Source organism: Gluconobacter roseus NBRC 3990 (assembly GCF_006538885.1).
Classification (GTDB): Bacteria; Pseudomonadota; Alphaproteobacteria; order Acetobacterales; family Acetobacteraceae; genus Gluconobacter; species Gluconobacter roseus.
The window spans coordinates 224,396-247,832 of the sequence record NZ_BJLY01000004.1 but is presented as its reverse complement, the minus strand read 5'-3'; the positions used below and the strand labels follow the sequence as shown (position 1 = coordinate 247,832).

Genomic DNA, 23,437 nt, shown 5'->3' with positions numbered 1-23,437 from the left:
CTATCTAACCCTATCCCGGGAAAAACCCAGGAAAGAAATCTCAGGCCTCAGCCTGAGCTTCCTTCTTGGCTTCGAGTACCGTCACGGTACCACCGGCCTTCTCGACAGCAGCCAGAGCTGCAGCCGAGGCACCGGCAACTTCGATGGTCACGCCATGCGAAAGTTCACCATGGGCAAGAAGACGGACACCGGCCAGCTTGCTACCGTTGACGAGACCAGCCTTGCGCAGGGACTCTTCATTGACGGTTGCAGCCTTGTCCAGCTTGCCGCTTTCGATCGCCTTGGAGATCGCGCCGAGGTTCACCGGAGCATATTCCTTGCGGAAAATGTTCACGAAGCCACGCTTCGGCATACGACGGTACAGCGGAAGCTGACCACCCTCGAAGCCGTTGAGAGACACGCCCTCACGAGCCTTCTGACCCTTGACGCCGCGACCTGACGTCTTGCCCTTGCCGGACCCGATGCCACGTCCAAGACGCCTCTTGCGATAACGAGAACCCTCGTTGTCACGCAGTTCGTTGAGGTTCATTTCAACCCTCCACCTTGATGAGGTGGGCAACCTTGCGGATCATTCCACGCACAGCCGGAGTATCCTCCAGCGTACGCGTGGAACCAATTCCACGCAGACCAAGACCGGTGATGGTCTCAGCCTGGCCCGGTTTACGACCGATGACCGAAGCGATCTGCGTAACCTGGACGGTCTTGCCGTTTTCAGCCATTTGTCACCTCCGCTTCCGTCTGGCTCTGCTCGCGCTTGCCAAACAGTTCAGCAGCTTTCTTGCCGCGACGGGATGCAACATGACGCGGACTGCTGGCCTTTTCGAGCGCAGCGAATGTCGCCTTGATCATGTTGTGCGGGTTACGCGTTCCGAGGCTCTTGGCCACAACGTCATTGACGCCGAGGCTTTCGAACACCGCACGCATCGGACCACCGGCGATGATACCCGTACCGGCTTCAGCCGCACGGACAACAACCTTGCCGGCACCGTAGTGACCGAACGTATCGTGATGAAGGGTACGACCCTCCTTCATCGGTACGCGGATCATCGTGCGCTTGGCGCGCTCGGTTGCCTTGCGGATCGCCTCGGGAACTTCACGGGCCTTGCCCGCACCGTAACCAACACGACCCTTCTGGTCACCGACAACCACGAGGGCGGCGAACGCAAAACGGCGACCACCCTTCACGACCTTGGCGACACGGTTGATGGTTACGAGCTTGTCGACCAGATCATCGCCCTGCTCGCGCTCACGACCACCACGGCCGCCTTCTCTTGGCTCACGTGCCATGTGTGATCCTCCTTAGAACGAGAGTCCGCCCTCACGGGCAGCCTCTGCCAGGGCTTTGACCCGGCCATGATACAGATAAGAGCCGCGGTCAAACACGACGGTCTTGACGCCAGCTGCAACACCGCGCTCGGCAATCAGCTTGCCGATAACCGTAGCCGCAGAGACATCGGCGCCGGTCTTGCCAGCGTCACGCAGCGTCTTTTCCAGCGTGGAAGCGCTGGCAAGCGTGCGACCCTGTGCGTCGTCGATGATCTGGGCGTGAATGTGCTTGCTGGAACGGAAGACCGACAAACGCGGCCGGCCGCCGCTCTTGCGACGAAGCTGGAAGCGCAGCCGCTGACGGCGACGTTCCTGCAATCCTTGCTGCGATGCCATTACTTCTTCTTACCTTCCTTACGACGCAGAACCTCGGTGTCGTACCGAACACCCTTGCCCTTGTAAGGCTCAGGCTTGCGGAAGCTGCGAATATCGAGCGCAACCTGACCAACACGCTGCTTGTCGTTACCTTCAACGACAATCGCGGTCGGACGCGGAGTGGTGATCTTGATGCCTTCCGGAATCGGATAGACAACATCATGCGAGAAGCCGAGGTTCATCACCAGGTTGGAACCCTGAACAGCAGCACGGAAACCCGTACCCTGAATTTCAAGACCCTTGGTGAAGCCGTCCGACACGCCCTTGACCGTATTGGCGATCAGAGCGCGGGTGGTTCCCCACATGGTCCAGTTTTCCCGGGAGCGACGACCAACAGGAGCAACGGAAACATTGCTGCCTTCGATCTTGACTTCTACATGACGGGACACCGGAACGCTCAGTTCACCCAGCTTGCCCTTGGCCTTGAATACGCCATCAGCAACGGACACCTGCACGCCAGTCGGAACTTCGACGGGATATTTACCTACGCGAGACATGCGATCCTCCTTAGAAGACGCGGCAGAGGACCTCGCCGCCAACGTTGGCAGCGCGAGCCTCGACGTCCGACAGGACGCCACGCGGGGTGGACAGGATCGACACACCAAGGCCGGCATAAACGCGCGGAAGTTCCTTGATCTTCGAGTAGACGCGACGGCCGGGCTTGGAAACGCGATGGATTTCCTTGATGACCGGCTGGCCTTCTACATACTTCAGCTCGATGCGGAGCTGTGCAACACCCTTGCGGAGTTCTTCAGCAGCAAAGCCACGGATGTAGCCTTCACGCTTCAGAGCTTCCAAAACGCTTGCGCGCAGCTTGGATGCAGGCGCAACGCAGACAGCATGACGGGCACGCTGCGCATTGCGGATCCGGGTCAGCATATCGCCCAGTGGATCAGACAAAGACATTCGATCTACCCTTTACCAGCTCGACTTGACCATGCCAGGAATCTGGCCGGCGGAGGCAAGGTCACGCAGAGCGATACGGCTCAGCTCGAACTTGCGATAGTTGGCACGGGGGCGACCAGAAAGCTTGCAACGCAGGCGGACGCGCGTGGCGGATCCATTACGCGGCATCTGGGCCAGCTTGAGGGTCGCATCAAAGCGGTCTTCAACCGACAGAGTGCGATCCTTGATGATGTTCTTGAGAGCGGTCCGCTTTTCCTTGTCGCGCTTCACCAGGGCAGCGCGATGGTTATTACGGTTTACCGCTGAGACCTTCGCCATCTCGAATTTTCTCCCGGAACCTGTCAGGCCTATCCCGACGGTTTTCCAATCAGCGTGTCTATAAAGGAAAGCGGCCTTCCAATGGAAGGCCGAATCCTGATTTTAACCGTGATCGGTCTGAAAAATTATGGATCAGCCGTTGAACGGCAGATCAAAGGCCTTCAGCAGGGCCTTTGCTTCAGCATCAGACTTGGCGCTGGTCACGAAAATGATGTCCATGCCGCGAACGGCATCGATCTTGTCATATTCGATCTCAGGAAACACGATCTGTTCCTTGATACCCATGGCGAAGTTGCCATGTCCATCAAAGCCCTTGTTTGCCGGCAGACCGCGGAAATCGCGGATACGCGGCATGGCGATCGTCACCAGACGGTCAAGAAACTCGTACATGCGGGCACGACGGAGCGTGACCTTGCAGCCGATGGGCAGACCTTCACGGATCTTGAAGCCAGCAATAGCCTTGCGAGCAAGGGTCTTGACGGGCTTCTGACCGGAAATAACGGTCATTTCCGCAACAGCGGCATCAAGCTTCTTCTGGTCGCCGGCGGCTTCACCAACACCCATGTTCAGCACGATCTTCTCGAGCTTGGGAACCTGGAGTTCGTTGGCGTAACCGAACTGCTCGCGCAGCTGCTTCTTCAGAACGTCTTCGTAGCGCTGGTGCAGACGCGGCAAAGCGTTTTTATATTCGCTCATTGTTGCGCTCCTCAGCCTTCGATCACTTCGCCGGTTGCCTTGGCAACGCGAACCTTGCGACCGTCTTCCAGAATACGGAAACCAACGCGCGTCGGCTTGCCGCTCTTCGGATCAACCAGCTTCAGGTTGGACAGGTGGATCGGCATTTCGCGCTCGATGATCCCACCTTCTCCACCCATGCGGTTGGGCTTCGTGTGACGCTTGGCAACTGCCACGCCACGCACAACAGCCTTCTCGGCCTTCGGCATCACGGCGAGAACTTCGCCGCGAACGCCACGGGACTTGCCGGAGAGGACCAGAACCTGGTCACCCTTCTTGATACGAGCAGCCATTACAGCACCTCCGGAGCCAGCGAGATGATCTTCATGAACTTGCGCGCACGCAGTTCACGAACCACCGGGCCAAAGATACGCGTACCAATCGGCTCCTGCTGCTTGTTCAGCAGAACGGCAGCATTCTTGTCGAAGCGGATGGCGGAGCCATCTGCACGACGGACCGGGTAGGAGGTGCGAACGATAACGGCCTGATGGACGTCCCCCTTCTTCACCTTGCCGCGGGGAATTGCTTCCTTAACGGACACGACAATGACGTCGCCGACCGAGGCGGTCTTCCGCTTGGAACCGCCCAGCACCTTGATGCACTGCACCCGACGTGCGCCGGAATTGTCGGCGACGTCCAGGTTGGTCTCGGGATGAATCATGTGTCTACCCCCTTAAGCGCTGACGGAAGAGGAGGCAGCAGCCAAGTCCTCTCCGTTGCGCGACACGACAGACCACGTCTTGCGCTTGGAGATCGGTGCGCATTCTTCAATGCGGACCAGATCGCCCGTCTGGCAAACGTTCTCTTCGTCATGAGCCGCATACTTCTTGGAGCGGCGAATAAACTTCTTGTAGAGCGGATGCATGATGCGACGATCGACAAGAACGGTAACCGTCTTGTCCATCTTGTCGCTCGTGACCCTACCCGTCAGGACGCGCCTTGGCATCGTCCGTCTCCTCTCAGGACTTAGCGGCGGACGTTTTGGCGCCCGCACGGTTCTTCGATTGATGAGCCAGTGTCTTGATACGTGCTACTGCACGGCGCACGACCTTGACGCGGCTTGTATTCTCCGACTGCCCGGTGGCAGCCGAAAAACGGTGATTGATCTGTTCGCGCTTGAGATCGAGCAGAAGAGCGTTCAGCTCGTCCTCGCTCTTCGCGCGCAGATCGGCAGGCTTGTACGTGTCGGCCATTACGCGTCTCCGATACGCTGAACGAACTTGGTCTTGATCGGAAGCTTTGCAGCACCCAGGCTCAGGGCCAGCTTGGCAACCTCAGGCGGAACGCCTTCGATCTCGAACAGGATACGACCCGGCTTGACACGTGCTGCCCAGTACTCGGGGTTACCCTTACCGGAGCCCATACGCACTTCTGCAGGCTTTGTCGAGACCGGAGTGTCCGGAAAGATACGAATCCACACACGACCGGCACGCTTCATGGCACGCGTGATCGCACGACGGGAGGCTTCGATCTGGCGAGCGGTGATCCGCTCCGGCTCCAGCGCCTTCAGGCCGAAGGCACCGAAGTTCAGCTGGGTTCCGCTTTTCGCCAGACCGTGAATGCGGCCCTTGTGGGCCTTACGAAACTTTGTCCGCTTCGGGGAAAGCATGTTGTTAAATCCTCAAATCAGCACCAGCAATGGAACTGTGAGCTTTCGCTCACAGTCTTAGCGCTGGGGAGCCTGCTCCGCAGCACGACGATCCTGTGCCAGCGGGTCATGAGCCAGGATCTCACCCTTGAAGATCCATACCTTCACACCGCAGGTGCCATACGTTGTCTTGGCCGTTGCCGTACCGTAATCGATGTCGGCACGAAGCGTATGCAGGGGAACACGTCCCTCACGATACTTTTCGGCACGAGCGATTTCAGCACCACCCAGACGACCACCGCAGGTGATCCGGATGCCCTGGGCACCAAGACGCATTGCGGACTGAATTGCGCGCTTCATGGCACGACGGAAAGCAACACGACGTTCCAGCTGCTGAGCAATGTTCTCGGCAACGAGGGTCGCATCGATTTCCGGCTTGCGGATCTCGACGATGTTCAGCGCCACGTCGGTCTTCGCCATACGGCTCAGTTCCTTGCGGAGCGCGTCGATGTCCTGGCCCTTCTTGCCGATCACGACGCCCGGACGGGCGGCGTAGATCGTCACGCGGGGCTTCTTGGCCGGACGCTCGATAACAACGCGGGACACGCCTGCGCCGGACAGCTTGCGACGCAGGAATGCACGAAGCTTCAGGTCTTCATGCAGCAGACGTGCGTAGTCTTGACCGGCGTACCAGCGGCTGCCCCAGGTACGGTTGACGCCGAGCCGAAGCCCGATCGGATTGACCTTGTGTCCCATGGATCAGGCTGCCTTCTGCTCTTTGTTGGTTCCGCGAGACGGCTTCGTCTCTTCCGGTGCTTCTGCACGCTCGGCAACAACAATCTTCAGGTGGCTGAAGAACTTCTCGACGCGAGCGGAACGGCCACGGCCACGAGCGTGGAAACGCTTCATGACGATGGACTTGCCCACTTCTGCCGTCTTGACCACCAGCTGATCGACATCGAGCTGGTGATTGTTTTCAGCGTTGGCCACGGCGCTCTCAAGAGTCTTCTTGACCTGCTGCGCGATACGACGACGCGAGAAGGTCAGAGCGGCGATAGCCTTGTCAGCCGGCTGGTTGCGGATCATTGCCGCGACCAGGTTCAGCTTGCGCGGGCTGACGCGGATGTTGCGGGCAACTGCCTGCGCTTCCGTATCAGCGAGCGTGCGGATGTGCTTCGGCTTGCTCATTTTCAGCCCCGCTTCGACTTCTTGTCAGAGCCATGACCGGTGTAGGTCCGCGTCGGCGAGAACTCACCGAACTTGTGACCGACCATGTTCTCCGTGACCTGCACAGGCAGGAACTTGTGACCATTATAGACGCCGAACGTAAGCCCGACGAACTGCGGAAGGATCGTCGAACGACGCGACCAGATCTTGATCACTTCATTACGACCCGAAGCGCGGGACGCTTCAGCCTTACCGAACAGATACCCGTCAACGAACGGGCCCTTCCAGACGGAACGTGCCATCTCTGTTTGCCCCCTCTTACTTGCCGGACTTACGGCGACGGATGATCAGGCTATCCGTCTTCTTGTTAACACGCGTCTTGTAACCCTTGGTCGGAACACCCCACGGCGTAACCGGATGACGGCCACCAGAGGTCCGGCCTTCACCACCACCATGCGGATGGTCAACCGGGTTCATGACAACGCCACGGTTGTGCGGGCGACGTCCGAGCCAGCGGGAACGGCCGGCCTTGCCCATGTGCTGGTTCATGTTGTCCGGGTTGGACACGGCACCAACGGTTGCCATGCATTCACCGCGAACAAGACGCAGCTCACCGGACTGCAGCTTGACCTGCGCGTAGCCGGCGTCCTTACCAACCAGCTGGGCATACGTGCCAGCGGAGCGGGCCAGCTTGCCACCGGCGCCCTGCTTCAGCTCGATGTTATGCACGATCGTTCCGACCGGCATTGCACCCAGCGGCATTGCGTTGCCAGGCTTGACGTCCGTGTGGGCGCCGGAGATGACGCGATCGCCAACCTTCACGCGCTGCGGAGCAAGGATGTAGGCGAGCTCGCCATCTTCATACTTGATCAGCGCAATGAATGCCGTGCGGTTCGGATCGTATTCGAGACGCTCGACCGTTGCGGCCACATCGAACTTGCGACGCTTGAAGTCCACATAACGATAGGACTGCTTGTGCCCGCCGCCACGGAAGCGAACCGTGGTACGACCGTGATTGTTACGGCCGCCCGACTTGTTCTTGCCTTCCGTCAGCTGCTTGACCGGCTTGCCCTTGAAGAGCTCGCTGCGGTCAATCAGCACGGTGCCGCGTGTGCTCGGCGTCGTGGGATTAAAGTGCTTGAGTGCCATGGTATCCTACCCCGCGTCAGCCCAGCTTGGCTGTAAGGTCAATGGACTGACCTTCAGCAAGCTGTACATACGCCTTCTTGATGTCCGAGCGACGGCCGGGACGACCCTTGACGCGCTTGACCTTGCCCTTCTGGACCAGCGTGTTCACGCCGGTAACCTTCACGTTGAAGAGCTTCTCAACCGCAGCCTTGATCTGAGGCTTCGTCGCACCGGGAGCGACCTTGAACACCACCTGGTTACGCTCGGAAAGAAGCGTAGCCTTTTCGGTGATCAGCGGTGCACGGACCACGTCGTACAGGGCTTCCTGCGACATGTTCTGTGCCGTCTTGTGTGCGTTCATGACGGTATTGGTGGTCATGCCAGACGCTCCTTAAGACCCTCAAGACCGGCGCGGGTGATGACCAGCACGTCGTGGTTGAGGATGTCATAGACGTTTGCACCAATGGTCGGCAGAACGTCGATCTTCGGCAGATTGGCGATTGCGCGAGCAAACTGCTCGTCAACAGCGCCATCAACGATCAGCGCGGACGTCCAGCCCAGGGCCTTGATCTTCGCTGCGGCTTCACGGGTCTTGGTGACACCGTTGGCTGCATCGAGAACGATCAGCTTGCCCTCGGCTGCCTTCTGCGACAGGGCGCAGATCAGGCCGAGACGACGGACCTTCTTGGGAAGATCATAGCCGTGGTCGCGAACGACCGGACCATGGACAACGCCACCCGTACGGAACTGCGGTGCACGCAGGGAGCCCTGACGGGCAGAACCTGTGCCCTTCTGGCGGTAAGGCTTCTTGGTCGTGCCAGAAATCTCACCCATGCCCTTCGTACGGTGCGTACCGGCACGGCGCTTTGCGAGCTGCCAGTGCACAACACGTGCCATGATGTCAGAGCGCGGCGTGACCGCGAAAATCTCTTCCGGAAGCGCGACAGAGCCTGCGCTACCGTTATCGAGGGTCTTGATATCGTATTCCATGCCCCTCGTCCTCAACCGGCGGCCGCCACTGTTGCTGCCGGATACGGCGCATCAGCATGGCGAGCCTTCTTGATTGCATCGCGAATCAGCACAAGGCCGTTCTTCGCACCAGGAATTGCACCCCTGACCATGATCAGGTTGCGCTCTTCATCCACGGCAGCGATCTCAAGGTTCAGCGTGGTAACACGCTCGTCACCCATGTGACCTGCCATCTTCTTTCCCTTGAAGACCTTGCCAGGATCCTGGCGCTGGCCCGTAGAACCATGGGAACGGTGGCTGATGGAGACGCCGTGGGACGCTTCGAGACCTGCGAAGTTATGACGCTTCATAACACCCGCAAAACCCTTGCCCTTGCTCTGGCCCGTGACGTCAACTTTCTGCCCCACAACGAAGTGAGCAGCGGACAGCTTGGTTCCAGCTTCCAGCAGGGCGTCTTCGGAGACGCGGAACTCTGCCAGATGCTTCTTTGGCTCGACCTTGGTCCGGGCGAAATGGCCACGGTTCGCCTTGGTGACATTCTTCACCTTGGCATTACCAAGTCCGAGCTGAATGGCGGTATAGCCATCGCGCTCGTTCGTGCGGGCATCCACAACCTCGACATTGTCAAGGTGAAGGACCGTCACAGGCACATGCGTGCCATCTTCCTTAAACAGCCGGGTCATACCCAGCTTCTTTGCAATCAATCCGGTTCGCATCGTCTGGACCTTAGAGTTTGATCTCGACGTCCACGCCAGCGGCGAGGTCGAGCTTCATGAGGGCGTCCACGGTCTGCGGGGTCGGCTCGACAATGTCGAGCAGCCGGCGGTGAGTCCGAATTTCGAACTGTTCGCGGCTTTTCTTATCCACGTGTGGCGAGCGGTTCACCGTGAACCGTTCGATATGCGTCGGCAGCGGGATCGGACCCCGAACCCGCGCACCCGTACGCTTCGCCGTGTTTACGATCTCCTTAGTGCTGTTGTCCAGCACGCGATGATCGTACGCCTTAAGGCGAATGCGGATGTTCTGGTTGTCCATGTTCTTGTTCGTCCAACTCAAAAATTCGGGTGTCGTCCTACTGCCATTGCCCCTGAAAGGGAACCCCGGTCAGAAAAAATCTGACCGGGGCTGTCAAAGCCAACGGCTAAACGCAGGACTTAGGCGGTGATGGAAGAAACCACACCGGCACCCACGGTACGGCCACCTTCGCGGATAGCGAAGCGCAGGCCTTCGTCCATGGCGATCGGAGCAATCAGCTCCACATCCATGGCAACGTTGTCACCCGGCATGACCATTTCCGTGCCTTCCGGCAGCGTCACGACGCCCGTAACGTCGGTCGTACGGAAATAGAACTGCGGGCGGTAGTTCGTGAAGAACGGCGTGTGACGGCCACCCTCTTCCTTCGTGAGGATGTAAGCCTCAGCCTTGAACTTCTTGTGCGGCGTGATGGAGCCGGGCTTTGCCAGAACCTGGCCACGCTCGACGTCTTCACGCTTCGTGCCACGAACCAGCGCACCGATGTTGTCACCGGCTTCACCGCGATCGAGCAGCTTGCGGAACATTTCAACGCCCGTAACGGTCGTCTTGATGGTGTCCTTCAGGCCAACGATTTCGACTTCGTCACCGACGTTAACAACGCCACGCTCGACACGACCCGTGACAACCGTACCACGACCCGAGATCGAGAACACGTCTTCGATCGGCATCAGGAACGGACGGTCAACCGGACGCTCCGGCTGCGGGATGTAGGCGTCAACCTGCGTCATCAGCTCGAGAACGCGGTCTTCACCGATGGCCGGATCGCCATCTTCCAGCGTCACAAGAGCAGAGCCCTTGATGATGGGGATATCGTCGCCCGGGAACTGGTAGGAAGACAGAAGTTCACGAACTTCCATTTCCACGAGCTCGAGCAGCTCCGGATCGTCAACCTGGTCAACCTTGTTCAGGAACACGACCAGTGCCGGCACGCCAACCTGACGGGCAAGCAGGATGTGCTCGCGGGTCTGCGGCATCGGACCATCAGCAGCGGACACGACGAGGATCGCGCCGTCCATCTGAGCTGCACCCGTGATCATGTTCTTCACATAGTCAGCATGACCCGGGCAGTCGACGTGAGCGTAGTGACGGTCAGCCGTCTCGTACTCAACGTGAGCCGTGGAAATGGTGATACCACGGGCGCGCTCTTCCGGAGCCTTGTCTATCTGGTCGTACGCACTGTAGGTGGCGCCGCCGGTCTTTGCCAGCGTCTTGGTGATTGCAGCAGTCAGCGAGGTCTTGCCGTGATCGACGTGACCGATGGTGCCGATGTTGCAGTGCGGCTTCGTCCGCTCGAATTTAGCCTTTGCCATCGTCTTTCTCCAAAACCCCGCTCCACCTGGAACGGGAGTAAGACTGAAAGTTCAAACCAGTCAGTGCCGGATCCGAAGATCGAGACACTGCCGGAAGCCCTTTAACCGGTTCTGATTACCAGCGATAGTGGCTGAATGCCTTGTTGGCTTCAGCCATGCGGTGCGTGTCTTCGCGCTTCTTGACAGCGGAGCCACGGTTGTTGACCGCATCCATCAGTTCGTTGGACAGACGCTCCTGCATCGTGTTCTCGCCACGCTTGCGGGAGGCATCGATCAGCCAGCGGATCGCGAGAGCCTGACGGCGCTCGGCGCGGACTTCAACCGGAACCTGATAGGTTGCGCCACCGACGCGACGCGAGCGGACTTCAACCGCAGGCTTCACGTTGTCCAGAGCCGAGTGGAACATGGCCACCGGATCTGCAGTCGTGCCGCCGCGGCGGCGCATGACTTCGAGGGCACCGTAAACGATGCCTTCGGCAGTGGATTTCTTACCATCATACATCAGCGCATTCATGAAGCGCGTGATGACGACGTCTCCGAACTTCGGATCGGGAAGGATCTCGCGCTTTACAGCGCGGTGACGGCGACTCATTCCAAATACCTCTTACTTCGGACGCTTCGCGCCATACAGCGAACGACGCTGACGACGCTTGGCGAGACCCTGTGTATCAAGCACACCACGCAGGATGTGATAACGGACGCCAGGAAGATCCTTCACGCGGCCACCACGGATCAGAACAACACTGTGTTCCTGAAGGTTGTGGCCTTCACCCGGAATGTAGCTCACGACCTCATACCCGTTGGTCAGACGCACCTTGGCGACCTTACGCAGAGCGGAGTTCGGCTTCTTCGGCGTTACGGTATACACACGCGTGCAAACGCCGCGCTTCTGCGGGCAGCCCTGCAGTGCGGGGACCTTGTTCCGCTTTGCGGCCGGCTCACGGCCGTTCGCGATCAACTGGTTGATGGTCGGCATGCGCCCTTCCCAATCCTTGTCCTATTTCAGACAGCAACATTGCTGTTTCTGTCGTGACATTTGTTCCAACCGACATGCGGTAGGACCGCCTGCCATTTCCACATCGTGAAAAGGAAACAGCCTGAACTGTTCCCTTCTCTCTTTAGCGTACGGCCTTGGCATTTTCCCCCGGAAGAGAATAGCGGCACCGCATGCGATTCTTTAAACTTCGTCGGCTTTTTCAGCCTTCCGGGAAGGCAGGAGCCGAGGGCGCGGAACCTACGAAGGGTTCGACGCCAAGTCAAGTGGTTCAGCCGAAATGGCCCGATTCTGCCCCGAAAGTTTGCGGAATCGGGCTGAACGGATCCCTGCCCTGTTTAAAGCAGGGATCCTGTTCTTCATTCTGCGGCATCTTCCACAGCTGCGGGAGATGTTCCGCCGACGCGCTGACGGTCCTGGCTTGCAGCGATGCCCCGCAGGCGGTTCATCACGCTGCCCGTTCCTGCCGGGATCAGACGCCCGACAATCACGTTCTCCTTCAGACCGTTGAGCGTATCCACCTTGCCCGACGTTGCCGCATCCGTGAGGACACGTGTGGTCTCCTGGAAGGAGGCCGCCGAGATGAAGGACTGCGTCTGCAGAGACGCCTTGGTGATGCCCTGCAGAACCGGCATGGCCCTTGCAGGCGTATCCCCGTTCTCCATGAGACGCTGGTTTTCACCCTCGTACTCAATACGGTCCACCGTCTCGCCAATCAGGTAGGTCGAATCGCCCGGTTCAAGGATCTCAACCTTCTGCAGCATCTGACGAACAATGACTTCGATGTGCTTGTCATTGATCTTCACGCCCTGCAGTCGATAGACGTCCTGGATCTCGTTGACGAGATAGCCGGACAGAGCCTCGACGCCCATGACCTTGAGAATGTCATGCGGCACGCGCGGACCGTCGACCAGCGGATCGCCCTTCTGGACAAAGTCGCCTTCCTGAACGGAAACGTGCTTGCCCTTCGGGATGAGGTACTGGGTCTCTTCGCCCGTATCGTCGTTCTTGACGATGACGCAGCGCTTGGACTTGTAGTCCTTCCCGAATTCGATGCGGCCTTCACCTTCGGCGATGATCGCATGATCCTTCGGACGACGTGCCTCGAACAGTTCTGCCACACGCGGCAGACCACCCGTAATGTCACGCGTCTTGGACCCTTCGCGGGGAATACGGGCCAGCACGTCACCGGCATTAACCTCTGCTCCGTTCTCCACCGACAGAATACTGTCAGGCGAGAGGAAGTAGCGGGCGTCATTGCCATTGGCGAGCTTGACGACGTTGCCGGAAGCATCCTTGAGCTGCAGACGCGGACGCAGATCCACACCCTTCGCTGCCTGCTTGTAGTCAACGACGACCTTCGAGCTCAGGCCCGTGACTTCATCCATGCGCTCAACGAGCGTGATGCTGTCGATCAGGTCCAGATACTCGACGGTACCAGCCTGCTCGGTGATGATTGGCAGGGTGTACGGGTCCCACTCGGCCATCTTCTGGGTCCGCGTCACCGCTTCGCCTTCCGAGACCATCAGACGCGCACCATAAGGCACACGGTAGCGGGCACGTTCCACGCCGTTCTCGTCGGTCAGCAGGATCTCGCAGTTACGCGACATCACAACCAGAACCTTCTGCGAGTTCTCGACGACGTTCCGGTTCTTGATCGTCACAATACCGTCGCGGGATGCTTCGACCGTGGACTGCTCGGCGCCACGCGTTGCTGCACCACCAATATGGAAGGTACGCATCGTCAGCTGGGTACCCGGCTCACCGATGGACTGAGCGGCAATAACGCCAACAGCTTCACCAATGTTGACCGGCGTACCGCGAGCAAGATCACGGCCATAGCAGTGAGCACAGATGCCCACGCGGCTGTCACAGGTCAGGACCGAGCGGATATCAACGCTTTCCACGCCTGCCTTCTCGATCAGTTCAGCCTCGGCTTCCTCGATCAGCGTGTTACGCGGCAGGATAACGTCCTGCGTAACCGGATGCACGATGTCCTTGGGCAGCGTACGGCCCAGGATACGTTCGGACAGGGACGCGACGACTTCGCCGCTATCCATGACCGCACGGACCGTCAGACCGCGTTCCGTACCGCAATCCGGCTCGACAATGATGCAGTCCTGCGCCACGTCGACGAGACGACGCGTCAGGTAACCCGAGTTCGCGGTCTTCAGCGCCGTATCCGCAAGCCCCTTACGGGCACCGTGGCTGGAGGTGAAGTAATCGAGAACCGACAGGCCTTCCTTGAAGTTCGCGATAATCGGCTGCTCGATGATCTCGCCCGAAGGCTTCACCATCAGGCCGCGCATACCGGCGAGCTGCTTCATCTGGGCCGGCGATCCACGGGCACCGGAGTGGCTCATCATCCAGACCGAGTTCGTTGGCTTACCGATGACCTGCTTGGAGATTTCCTTGAGCATCGCGGCCTGGACTTCGTCCGTGCAGCGTGACCAGGCATCCACCACCTTGTTGTAGCGCTCGCCAGCCGTGATCAGACCGTCCTGATACTGCTGCTCGAACTCCTTGACCTCTTCCGACGTCTTGCCAACCAGCGTTGCCTTGGCTTCCGGGATGATCATGTCATCCTTGCCGAAGGAAATGCCGGCGCGGGCTGCGTGACGGAAACCAAGTCCCATCAGGCGGTCACAGAAGATCACCGCTTCTTTCTGACCACAGTGACGATAGACCGTGTCGATCACGTCGGACACGTTCTTCTTCGTCAGCTGCTTGTTGATCAGGCTGAACGGGATGGCCTGATGCTTCGGCAGGATCTGCGCGATCAGGGCACGACCCGGTGTCGTCAGAATCGTCTGACGCACGGGCTTGCCATCGGCATCAACCGTCGGCAGGCGCAGACGGATCTTGTCATGCAGCTTCAACGAGCCCGAAAGCATGGCACTTTCGATTTCAGCAACATCCGAATAGGCCGGTGGAGCAGCCGTGACGACCTTGCCATCCTTGATGACAGCTTCGTCCGGCGTCTCGCGGTATTCCGGAACCTCAAGGCTCAGGTAATACAGACCCAGAACGATATCCTGGGACGGCACGATGATCGGCTTGCCGTTCGCGGGGCTGAGGATGTTGTTCGTGGACATCATCAGTACGCGGGCTTCAAGCTGCGCTTCAAGCGACAGCGGCACGTGAACGGCCATCTGGTCACCGTCGAAGTCGGCGTTGAACGCGGTGCAGACCAGCGGGTGAAGCTGGATGGCCTTGCCTTCGATCAGCGTCGGCTCGAACGCCTGGATACCCAGACGATGAAGCGTCGGCGCACGGTTCAGCATGACCGGATGCTCGCGGATCACCTCTTCGAGGATATCCCAGACTTCCGGACGTTCCTTCTCCACCATGCGTTTTGCAGCCTTGATGGTGGTGGCGTGACCGTACTTCTCGAGCTTCGAGTAGATGAACGGCTTGAATAGCTCGAGCGCCATCTTCTTCGGAAGACCGCACTGATGCAGCTTCAGCTCCGGACCGACCACGATGACCGAACGGCCGGAATAGTCGACGCGCTTTCCGAGCAGGTTCTGACGGAAGCGGCCCTGCTTGCCCTTCAGCATGTCGGACAGCGACTTCAGCGGACGCTTGTTGGCCCCCGTGATGGCACGACCACGACGGCCGTTGTCGAACAGGGCGTCAACAGCTTCCTGCAGCATGCGCTTTTCGTTGCGGACAATGATGTCCGGCGCACGCAGCTCGATCAGCCGCTTCAGACGGTTGTTACGGTTGATGACGCGGCGATACAGGTCGTTCAGATCAGACGTCGCGAAACGGCCGCCATCCAGCGGCACCAGCGGACGCAGTTCCGGCGGAATGACTGGGACGATGTCCATGATCATCCAGTCCGGACGCGAGCCGCTTTCCACAAAGGCTTCGACCAGCTTCAGACGCTTGACGAGCTTCTTGCGCGCGGCTTCCGAGGTCGCCTTGCGCAGCTTCTTGCGCATCATGGTCTTCTCGGAATCGCCTTCCATGACGTCAGCGTCATAGTCGAACGGATCCGGCAGGCCCTTTTCTTTCGCCGCGAGGCTCAGGTCGCGTTCCTGGTCGTTCGGAATACCCCAGTCGTAGCTGGAGAGCGCGCGCTTGATGGCTTCCGCACCGATTCCGACGTCGATGCCCGCATCCGGATATTCATCCAGCAGGTCTTCGCAGCGGATTTCGTCTAGCAGGTACTGGTCGCGTTTCTTGCCGTTCTTATAAGAATCGATCTGATCGGATTCACAGACGCCCTTGTCGAGCACCAGGAACTTCTCGAAATACAGAACCGGCTCGACGTCCTTGAGCGGCAGATCCAGCATCGTGGCGATGCGGCTCGGCAGGGACTTCAGGAACCAGATATGTGCAACCGGGGAAGCCAGTTCGATATGGCCCATGCGCTCACGGCGCACCTTGGCCAGCGTGACTTCCACACCGCATTTTTCGCAGACAATACCGCGGAACTTCATCCGCTTGTACTTGCCACAGAGGCACTCGTAATCCTTGATCGGGCCAAAGATACGAGCACAGAACAGACCGTCACGCTCAGGCTTGAACGTCCGGTAGTTGATGGTCTCCGGCTTCTTGATTTCGCCGTAAGACCACGACCGCACCTGCTCGCTGGAAGCGAGCTGGATCTTGATCTGGTCGAAGGTCACCGACTGGCCGGTCTGACCCAGGATCTTCATGAGTTCGTTCATGCGCCGAAACCCCAATGTGTACCGCGGCGTCCCGCGGACACCTTAAAAATGAACCGTGGCGAGAAGGAGGGAGCGGGCAATTAAAGCCCGCTCTGCTCGAGTTCGACGTTCAGGCCGAGCGACTTCAGTTCCTTGATCAGAACGTTGAAGCTCTCCGGAATGCCTGCTTCGAAATCGTCCTGCTCGCGAACGATTGCCTCGTAGACCTTGGTACGGCCGGACACGTCATCCGACTTCACCGTCAGCATTTCCTGCAGCGTGTAGGCTGCACCGTATGCCTCAAGGGCCCACACTTCCATTTCACCAAAGCGCTGACCACCGAACTGCGCCTTACCACCCAGCGGCTGCTGCGTGACGAGCGAGTAAGGACCGATCGAACGGGCATGGATCTTGTCATCGACAAGGTGATGCAGCTTCAGCATGTAGATATAGCCAACCGTCGTCTGACGCTCGAACGGCTCACCCGTACGACCATCGATCAGCTGCGACTGGCCCGACTTGTTGACGCCAGCCTTCTCGAGCATCTCTTCGATGTCCGGGATGGAGGCACCGTCAAACACCGGCGTTGCGATCGGCAGACCCTTGCGAAGGTTGTTCGCAAGCTCGATCAGCTGTTCGTTTGGCAGGGTCGCCACATCTTCGTTGAAGATGACATCGCCATAGACTTCATGCAGACGATCCAGCAGCTCCTGCTTGCGCTCACCGGTCCGCTGATACTCGTCCACCATATCACCGATGCTTGCGCCGATATTGGCACAGGCCCAGCCCAGATGGGTTTCGAGGATCTGACCGATGTTCATGCGCGACGGCACACCCAGCGGGTTCAGTACGATGTCGACGGCCTGACCATTCTCAAGGAAAGGCATATCCTCAACTGGAACAACGCGGGAGACGACACCCTTGTTACCGTGACGACCAGCCATCTTGTCACCCGGCTGAAGCTTGCGCTTCACGGCAACGAAGACCTTGACCATCTTCATCACGCCAGGCGGCAGCTCGTCACCACGCTGCAGCTTCTCGACCTTGCTGTCGAAACGCGCATCGATCCGGCGGGTCGCTTCCTTGAACTCACCACGCAGCTTTTCAAGCTCCGCCATAACTTCGTCGGATGTGACCGTGATGCTAGCCCAGGTCGCACGATGATGCTCGTCCAGAACTTCTTCTGTGATCGGCGTACCGGAGCGGATGCCCTTGAAGCCGGCACCGGCCGTCTGACCAACCAGACGCTCACGCAGACGGTTGTAGAAGCTGCGCTCCTGAATGCCACGCTCGTCGTCACGGTCCTTGGTGAGACGCTCGATTTCGGCACGCTCGATGGCCATCGCACGCTCGTCCTTGTCCACGCCACGGCGGGAGAAGACGCGAACGTCGACAATCGTACCCGTCGTGCCAGGCGGCAGCTTCAGGGACGTGTCACGGACATCGGAAGCCTTTTCGCCGAAGATGGCGCGCAGAAGCTTTTCTTCAGGCGTCATCGGGCTTTCACCCTTCGGCGTCACCTTGCCAACGAGAATGTCGCCCGGGTTCACCTCGGCGCCAACATAGACGATACCGGCTTCGTCGAGGTTACGCAGGGCTTCCTCACCGACATTCGGAATGTCACGCGTGATTTCTTCCTGACCCAGCTTCGTATCACGAGCCATGACTTCGAACTCTTCGATATGGATCGAAGTGAAGACGTCGTCACGGGCAATACGCTCGGAGATCAGGATGGAATCTTCGAAGTTGTAACCGTTCCAGGGCATGAACGCGACGAGCACGTTGCGGCCCAGAGCCAGTTCACCCAGCTCGGTGGACGGACCATCGGCGATGATGTCGCCGGCATGAACCGTGTCACCGACCTTTACCAGCGGACGCTGGTTGATGCAGGTGGACTGGTTGGAGCGCATATACTTGCGCAGACGATAGATATCGACACCCTGCGTGGCACCAGCTTCATCCGTTGCACGGACGACGATACGGGCACCATCGATCTGGTCAACCACGCCGCGGCGCTTGGCCACGATGGTCGCACCCGAGTCATGCGCCACAGCAGCTTCCATGCCGGTACCGACCAGCGAGGCATCAGCCTTCACCAGCGGCACGGCCTGACGCTGCATGTTCGCGCCCATCAATGCGCGGTTGGCGTCATCGTTCTCAAGGAACGGAATGAGCGCGGCAGCAACAGAGACAAGCTGCTTCGGCGAAACGTCACAGGCCGTGACCTGCTCCGGCGGAACGACGCGGAAGTCACCCGAGCGACGAACGGAAACGAGTTCGTCCGTCAGGCGACCCTGGTCGTTCTGCTTGGCATCAGCCTGGGCGACGACGAGCTTCTCTTCTTCCATGGCGGAAAGATATTTCCAGCCATCCTGAAGAACGCCCTCTTCCACCAGACGATACGGCGTCTCGATGAAGCCGTACTTGTTCACCTTGGCATAGGTCGACAGCGAGTTGATCAGACCGATGTTCGGGCCTTCCGGCGTCTCGATCGGGCAGATACGGCCGTAATGCGTCGGATGAACGTCACGGACTTCGAAGCCTGCACGCTCACGGGTCAGACCGCCCGGGCCAAGCGCCGAAAGACGACGCTTGTGCGTCACTTCGGAGAGCGGGTTCGTCTGGTCCATGAACTGGCTGAGCTGCGAGGAGCCGAAGAACTCACGCACGGCAGCGGCAGCCGGCTTCGCGTTGATCAGGTCATGCGGCATGACCGTATCGATATCGACGGAACCCATACGCTCGCGGATAGCGCGCTCCATGCGGAGCAGGCCAACGCGATACTGGTTTTCCATCAGTTCGCCGACAGAGCGGACACGACGGTTACCAAGGTTGTCAATATCATCGATCTGACCGCGACCATCCTTCAGGTCGCACATGATCTTGATCGTGCGCAGAATGTCTTCCTTGCGCAGCACGCGCAGGGTATCCGGCGCGTCGACATCAAGACGCATGTTCATCTTCACACGACCGACCGCGGAAAGGTCATAGCGGCCCTGGTCGAAGAACAGACCATGGAACATGGCTTCTGCCGTTTCCTTGGTCGGCGGCTCGCCCGGACGCATGATGCGGTAGATGTCGATGAGCGCTTCATCACGGCAGCTGTTCTTGTCGGCAGCCAGCGTGTTGCGGATCCAGGGGCCATGCGAACCGTCAACGGACAGCAGCGGAAGCTCAGTGATCCCCATTTCCTCAAGCGCGGCCAGGCGGTCTTCCGTCAGCTCTTCGCCTGCTTCGCCATAAATCTCGCCCGTGTTCTCGTTCACGAGATCATAGGCCAGGAAGCGTCCGAGGATATCGAGGCGACCGACCTGCACGACGCGGGTCTTTTCCGCGATCTTGCGGACCATGCGCGCGGTCAGCTTGGCATCAGCCTCGGCAACCACTTCGCCCGTGTCGGCATCGACCAGCGGGCTGAGCAGCTTCAGGCCACGGAAGGCATCCGGATCGAACGGACGCGCCCATTCGCCACCCAGACGGGTGAACGGCACGGCTTCATAGAAATAGGACAGGATTTCATCCTGATCCATGCCGCGGATATCGAGACCCTCGACATCGCCACCGTCCGCAATCTTCTGCTCACGCTGCGCGAGGTAGTTTGCACCTTCAAGCGCATAAAGAAGCGTGGTGACCGGCAGCTTGCGCTTGCGGTCGATGCGGACATAGATCAGGTCCTTGGCATCGAATTCGAAATCGAGCCAGGAACCACGATACGGAATGACGCGGGCAGCAAAGAGGTATTTGCCCGAAGAATGCGTCTTGCCCTTGTCGTGATCAAAGAACACGCCAGGGCTACGATGCATCTGCGAGACGATGACACGCTCGGTGCCATTGATGATGAAGGTGCCGTTATCGGTCATGAGCGGCATGTCGCCCATGTAAACCGGCTGCTCCTTCATGTCGTGGATCGAGCGTGAGCCCGTATCCTCGTCGATGTCCCACGTCGTCAGACGAAGAATGACTTTCAGCGGCGCTGCATAGGTCAGACCGCGCTGAATGCATTCTTCGACGTCATATTTCGGATCTTCGAATTCGTAGGACATGAAGTCCAGACGACCGCGACCCGCAAAATCGTTGATCGGAAAAACCGAACGGAAGACTTCCTGAAGCCCGGCATCCTGCCGGCTGTCAGGGCTCACGTTCATCTGCAGGAATGCCTCATAGGAGGCGCGCTGCACGTCGATCAAATTGGGCATCGGCGCAATTTCGGGAATACGCCCGAAACTTTTGCGGATCCTTTTGCGTCCCGTGAACGATTTGGTGATCGCGTTCATCTCTTCTGCCCTCTGCACCAGACCTTCGAGTCGCCCGTAAACGGCGCTGGGAATCTGGCCCCAGCATTGCGGACGACCGGAACGACCGGTCATTATGAAATTTTCAGTACGTGGCGAGCCGCGCACTATACGCCCGTTTTGCTCCAACGGCAAATCGGGCGGGAACCGCATGCGATCCCCGCCCCATCTGTCTGCCAGGCAGAGGCTGCTCCGCGAGCGGTGCAGCCTGAAGTCAGTGAATTACTTGACTTCAACCTTGGCGCCGGCGTCTTCAAGAGCCTTCTTGATCTTGGCAGCTTCGTCCTTGGACGCGCCTTCCTTGACGGTCTTCGGTGCGCCTTCGACCAGGTCCTTGGCTTCCTTCAGACCCAGGCCCGTGATGCCACGGACTTCCTTAATCACGTTGATCTTCTTGTCGCCGGCATCAGCCAGGACAACCGTGAATTCGGTCTGCTCTTCAGCAGGTGCAGCAGCAGCGCCACCGGCAGCAGCAGCAACTGCAACCGGAGCAGCAGCGGAAACGCCCCACTTCTCTTCGAGCATCTTGGAGAGTTCTGCAGCTTCCAGAACGGTCAGAGCGGACAGCTCTTCAACAATCTTTGCCAGATCGGCCATGGTCTTATCCTAATATGATGTACTGTTGATCAGGTTCAAGCCTACGCCGCAACGCAGACCTTCATTCTCAGGCGGCTTCTGCTTCGCCGGCCTTGGCATAGGCGCCAAAGACGCGAGCAAGCTGGCCAGCCGGCGCCTGGACAACACCTGCAATACGCGTGGCCGGGGTATTGATCATACCCACCAGCTTTGCGCGCAGCTCGTCCAGCGACGGCAGCTCGGCAAGGGCCTTGATTCCATCGACGCCAAGCGTCTGGGAACCGAGGGCACCACCAAGTACCACCAGTTTGTCGTTCGTCTTGGCGAACTCGACGATCACCTTTGCCACTGCTGCCGGGTCTTCGGACCACGCAAGCGCGGTCGGTCCCTTGAGCAGCGGCGCGATGCCGTCGAATTGGGTCCCATCCAGAGCACGGCTGGCCAGCCGGTTCTTCGCAACCTTGTATGTCGCCCCTGCCGCACGAATGCGTCGACGCAGTTCCGTCACATCGGCAACCGTCAGACCCTTGTTCTGGGTGACGACAACCATGGACGTGCTGCCAAACACATCGGCGAGGAACTCAACAAAGGCCCGTTTTTCCGTACGGTCCAAAACCTGTCTCCTCGTCAGTCCAGCTTTCACCGGACCAGGTTACCCATGGAACCACCTCTTTCGAAGCGGTCCCGCTCGCCTGTCCACAGAAGTGAGCGAACCCAGCACATCGCAGCAGAGCCACTAATACTGTCGCCCCGTCTGACGCCCGCGATCCCGAAAGATCCTTAAAGCCCCGAAGGTCCACGTGCGGTCTTGGACAGGTTTGGAAGCAGCCCGCCGAAGCAGGCCACCCCTAAGCCATCATACCCGAAGGCATGACGTCATTTCGTGGAGGTCTTTCCCAGAAGGAAGACCTCCTGTCAATCAGGCTTCGAAGCTCGCAACGTCAACGCGAACACCCGGGCCCATCGTGGAAGACAGAGCTGCCTTCTTCAGATACGTACCCTTGGCACCCGTCGGACGAGCCTTCTGCACGGCGTCGACCAGAGCGTTGATGTTCTCGACGAGCTTGGCTTCGTCGAAGGAAGCCTTGCCAACGCCAGCGTGGATGATACCGGCCTTCTCGGCGCGGTATTCGACCTGACCGGACTTGGCTGCCGTGATGGCACCCTTGACGTCCATGGTCACCGTGCCGAGACGCGGGTTCGGCATCAGACCACGCGGGCCGAGGATCTTACCGAGACGACCCACGAGAGCCATCATGTCCGGCGTTGCAATGCAGCGGTCGAAATCGATTTCGCCAGCCTGGATCTTTTCAGCCAGATCTTCCGCACCGACAACTTCTGCACCGGCAGCCAAGGCTTCTTCAGCCTTCGGGCCACGGGCGAAAACGCCGACGCGAAGGGTCTTGCCCGTGCCGTTCGGCAGGGAGATCAGACCACGGACCATCTGGTCAGCATGACGCGGGTCAATGCCAAGGTTCAGCGAGATTTCGATCGTCTCGTCGAACTTTGCCTTGGCGTTGCTCTTTACCAGAGCGACAGCCTCGGACAGACCATACGGCTTATTACGCTCGACAGTTGCCTGTGCGGCGTTCAGACGCTTGTTCTTGGCCATGATATCAGCCCTCCACCACGTTCAGGCCCATCGACTTGGCAGAACCGGCGAGCATGCGCACGGCACCGTCAATGTCGTTGGCGTTCATGTCCTTGAACTTCGTCTCAGCGATCTCGCGAAGCTGAGCCGTCGTCACGGAACCAACCGCAGCAGACTTGCCAACCGTCTGGCTGCCCTTGGAAATTTTGGCAGCCTTCAGCAGGAAGTACGTGTTCGGCGGCGTCTTCGTGATGAAGGAGAACGTGCGATCCGCATAGGCGGTGATGACCACCGGGATCGGCATGCCGGGCTCGAGCTGCTGGGTCTTGGCGTTGAACTCCTTGCAGAACTGCATGATGTTCAGGCCGCGCTGACCCAGAGCCGGACCAACCGGCGGAGAAGGATTGGCTTTACCAGCCGGGATCTGAAGCTTGATGTAGCCAACAACTTTTTTGGCCATATCCGGGAC

The 23,437-nt window shown here is 59.1% G+C and carries 30 protein-coding genes; all 30 read right to left on the bottom strand.

Going from position 1 to position 23,437, the window contains the following annotated elements; genetic code table 11:
- Positions 1 to 40: 40 nt before the first annotated feature.
- Positions 41 to 529, bottom strand: a complete 489-nt coding sequence (gene rplO / locus GRO01_RS11180) for a 50S ribosomal protein L15 (RefSeq protein WP_062509653.1) — start codon at positions 527 to 529, stop codon at positions 41 to 43.
- Between the two features lies 1 nt (position 530).
- On the bottom strand, positions 531 to 719 hold the full coding sequence (gene rpmD, locus GRO01_RS11175; protein WP_011251948.1) for a 50S ribosomal protein L30: 189 nt from the start codon (positions 717 to 719) through the stop codon (positions 531 to 533).
- Positions 712 to 1,287, bottom strand: coding sequence for a 30S ribosomal protein S5 (rpsE, locus tag GRO01_RS11170; RefSeq protein WP_062509655.1), 576 nt, complete (start codon positions 1,285 to 1,287; stop codon positions 712 to 714). Before rpsE ends, rpmD begins: the two co-directional genes overlap by 8 nt.
- 12 nt (positions 1,288 to 1,299) lie before the next feature.
- The gene (gene rplR, locus GRO01_RS11165; protein WP_011251950.1) at positions 1,300 to 1,662 is read right to left on the bottom strand and encodes a 50S ribosomal protein L18; all 363 of its coding nucleotides are present in this window, start codon (positions 1,660 to 1,662) and stop codon (positions 1,300 to 1,302) included.
- Positions 1,662 to 2,198 carry a 50S ribosomal protein L6 gene (rplF, locus tag GRO01_RS11160; RefSeq protein ID WP_062509657.1) on the bottom strand — a complete coding sequence of 179 codons (537 nt, stop codon included), beginning with the start codon at positions 2,196 to 2,198 and terminating at the stop codon, positions 1,662 to 1,664. Before rplF ends, rplR begins: the two co-directional genes overlap by 1 nt.
- Positions 2,199 to 2,208: 10 nt before the next feature.
- Positions 2,209 to 2,607 (bottom strand): 30S ribosomal protein S8, encoded by a 399-nt coding sequence (rpsH, locus tag GRO01_RS11155; protein WP_011251952.1) that lies wholly within the window; start codon positions 2,605 to 2,607, stop codon positions 2,209 to 2,211.
- Positions 2,608 to 2,619: 12 nt separating this feature from the next.
- The gene (gene rpsN / locus GRO01_RS11150; protein WP_011251953.1) at positions 2,620 to 2,925 is read right to left on the bottom strand and encodes a 30S ribosomal protein S14; all 306 of its coding nucleotides are present in this window, start codon (positions 2,923 to 2,925) and stop codon (positions 2,620 to 2,622) included.
- A gap of 132 nt (positions 2,926 to 3,057) precedes the next feature.
- Positions 3,058 to 3,621: a 50S ribosomal protein L5 gene (rplE, locus tag GRO01_RS11145; protein WP_011251954.1), complete on the bottom strand. Its 564-nt coding sequence runs from the start codon at positions 3,619 to 3,621 to the stop codon at positions 3,058 to 3,060.
- Positions 3,622 to 3,632: 11 nt separating this feature from the next.
- Positions 3,633 to 3,953, bottom strand: coding sequence for a 50S ribosomal protein L24 (gene rplX, locus GRO01_RS11140; RefSeq protein ID WP_011251955.1), 321 nt, complete (start codon positions 3,951 to 3,953; stop codon positions 3,633 to 3,635).
- A complete protein-coding gene (rplN, locus tag GRO01_RS11135) occupies positions 3,953 to 4,321 on the bottom strand; it encodes a 50S ribosomal protein L14 (RefSeq protein ID WP_011251956.1) in 369 nt (122 codons plus the stop codon). The genes rplX and rplN overlap by 1 nt, the downstream gene beginning before the upstream one ends.
- Positions 4,322 to 4,333: 12 nt before the next feature.
- Entirely contained in the window at positions 4,334 to 4,606 is a 273-nt protein-coding gene (rpsQ, locus tag GRO01_RS11130; protein WP_041110838.1) for a 30S ribosomal protein S17, read from the bottom strand.
- 13 nt (positions 4,607 to 4,619) lie between these two features.
- A complete protein-coding gene (gene rpmC, locus GRO01_RS11125) occupies positions 4,620 to 4,853 on the bottom strand; it encodes a 50S ribosomal protein L29 (RefSeq protein ID WP_011251958.1) in 234 nt (77 codons plus the stop codon).
- The gene (gene rplP / locus GRO01_RS11120; protein WP_011251959.1) at positions 4,853 to 5,269 is read right to left on the bottom strand and encodes a 50S ribosomal protein L16; all 417 of its coding nucleotides are present in this window, start codon (positions 5,267 to 5,269) and stop codon (positions 4,853 to 4,855) included. Before rplP ends, rpmC begins: the two co-directional genes overlap by 1 nt.
- 57 nt (positions 5,270 to 5,326) lie before the next feature.
- Positions 5,327 to 6,004, bottom strand: coding sequence for a 30S ribosomal protein S3 (rpsC, locus tag GRO01_RS11115; RefSeq protein WP_062509659.1), 678 nt, complete (start codon positions 6,002 to 6,004; stop codon positions 5,327 to 5,329).
- A 3-nt stretch (positions 6,005 to 6,007) separates the two neighbouring features.
- The gene (gene rplV, locus GRO01_RS11110; RefSeq protein WP_011251961.1) at positions 6,008 to 6,436 is read right to left on the bottom strand and encodes a 50S ribosomal protein L22; all 429 of its coding nucleotides are present in this window, start codon (positions 6,434 to 6,436) and stop codon (positions 6,008 to 6,010) included.
- Positions 6,437 to 6,438: 2 nt separating this feature from the next.
- On the bottom strand, positions 6,439 to 6,717 hold the full coding sequence (gene rpsS, locus GRO01_RS11105; protein WP_011251962.1) for a 30S ribosomal protein S19: 279 nt from the start codon (positions 6,715 to 6,717) through the stop codon (positions 6,439 to 6,441).
- A gap of 16 nt (positions 6,718 to 6,733) precedes the next feature.
- On the bottom strand, positions 6,734 to 7,564 hold the full coding sequence (gene rplB, locus GRO01_RS11100; RefSeq protein ID WP_011251963.1) for a 50S ribosomal protein L2: 831 nt from the start codon (positions 7,562 to 7,564) through the stop codon (positions 6,734 to 6,736).
- A 16-nt stretch (positions 7,565 to 7,580) separates the two neighbouring features.
- On the bottom strand, positions 7,581 to 7,877 hold the full coding sequence (locus GRO01_RS11095) for a 50S ribosomal protein L23 (RefSeq protein WP_172492046.1): 297 nt from the start codon (positions 7,875 to 7,877) through the stop codon (positions 7,581 to 7,583).
- A 41-nt stretch (positions 7,878 to 7,918) separates the two neighbouring features.
- A complete protein-coding gene (gene rplD, locus GRO01_RS11090; protein ID WP_011251965.1) occupies positions 7,919 to 8,533 on the bottom strand; it encodes a 50S ribosomal protein L4 in 615 nt (204 codons plus the stop codon).
- Between the two features lie 11 nt (positions 8,534 to 8,544).
- A complete protein-coding gene (rplC, locus tag GRO01_RS11085) occupies positions 8,545 to 9,228 on the bottom strand; it encodes a 50S ribosomal protein L3 (RefSeq protein ID WP_041110841.1) in 684 nt (227 codons plus the stop codon).
- A 10-nt stretch (positions 9,229 to 9,238) separates the two neighbouring features.
- Positions 9,239 to 9,547: a 30S ribosomal protein S10 gene (rpsJ, locus tag GRO01_RS11080; protein WP_007282720.1), complete on the bottom strand. Its 309-nt coding sequence runs from the start codon at positions 9,545 to 9,547 to the stop codon at positions 9,239 to 9,241.
- A 119-nt stretch (positions 9,548 to 9,666) separates the two neighbouring features.
- Entirely contained in the window at positions 9,667 to 10,857 is a 1,191-nt protein-coding gene (gene tuf / locus GRO01_RS11075; protein ID WP_062509661.1) for an elongation factor Tu, read from the bottom strand.
- A gap of 115 nt (positions 10,858 to 10,972) precedes the next feature.
- Positions 10,973 to 11,449 carry a 30S ribosomal protein S7 gene (gene rpsG, locus GRO01_RS11070; protein WP_011251968.1) on the bottom strand — a complete coding sequence of 159 codons (477 nt, stop codon included), beginning with the start codon at positions 11,447 to 11,449 and terminating at the stop codon, positions 10,973 to 10,975.
- Positions 11,450 to 11,461: 12 nt separating this feature from the next.
- Positions 11,462 to 11,833, bottom strand: coding sequence for a 30S ribosomal protein S12 (rpsL, locus tag GRO01_RS11065; protein ID WP_011251969.1), 372 nt, complete (start codon positions 11,831 to 11,833; stop codon positions 11,462 to 11,464).
- A gap of 377 nt (positions 11,834 to 12,210) precedes the next feature.
- The gene (rpoC, locus tag GRO01_RS11060) at positions 12,211 to 16,530 is read right to left on the bottom strand and encodes a DNA-directed RNA polymerase subunit beta' (protein ID WP_141307014.1); all 4,320 of its coding nucleotides are present in this window, start codon (positions 16,528 to 16,530) and stop codon (positions 12,211 to 12,213) included.
- An 80-nt stretch (positions 16,531 to 16,610) separates the two neighbouring features.
- The gene (gene rpoB, locus GRO01_RS11055; protein WP_062509834.1) at positions 16,611 to 20,783 is read right to left on the bottom strand and encodes a DNA-directed RNA polymerase subunit beta; all 4,173 of its coding nucleotides are present in this window, start codon (positions 20,781 to 20,783) and stop codon (positions 16,611 to 16,613) included.
- 240 nt (positions 20,784 to 21,023) lie between these two features.
- On the bottom strand, positions 21,024 to 21,398 hold the full coding sequence (gene rplL / locus GRO01_RS11050; RefSeq protein WP_041110858.1) for a 50S ribosomal protein L7/L12: 375 nt from the start codon (positions 21,396 to 21,398) through the stop codon (positions 21,024 to 21,026).
- Between the two features lie 67 nt (positions 21,399 to 21,465).
- Positions 21,466 to 21,990, bottom strand: coding sequence for a 50S ribosomal protein L10 (gene rplJ, locus GRO01_RS11045; RefSeq protein ID WP_062509665.1), 525 nt, complete (start codon positions 21,988 to 21,990; stop codon positions 21,466 to 21,468).
- Positions 21,991 to 22,296: 306 nt separating this feature from the next.
- Complete coding sequence (rplA, locus tag GRO01_RS11040; RefSeq protein ID WP_141307012.1) at positions 22,297 to 22,989, bottom strand: 50S ribosomal protein L1; 693 nt, start codon at positions 22,987 to 22,989, stop codon at positions 22,297 to 22,299.
- 4 nt (positions 22,990 to 22,993) lie between these two features.
- Positions 22,994 to 23,428, bottom strand: coding sequence for a 50S ribosomal protein L11 (gene rplK / locus GRO01_RS11035; protein WP_008852418.1), 435 nt, complete (start codon positions 23,426 to 23,428; stop codon positions 22,994 to 22,996).
- Between the last annotated feature and the right edge of the window lie 9 nt (positions 23,429 to 23,437).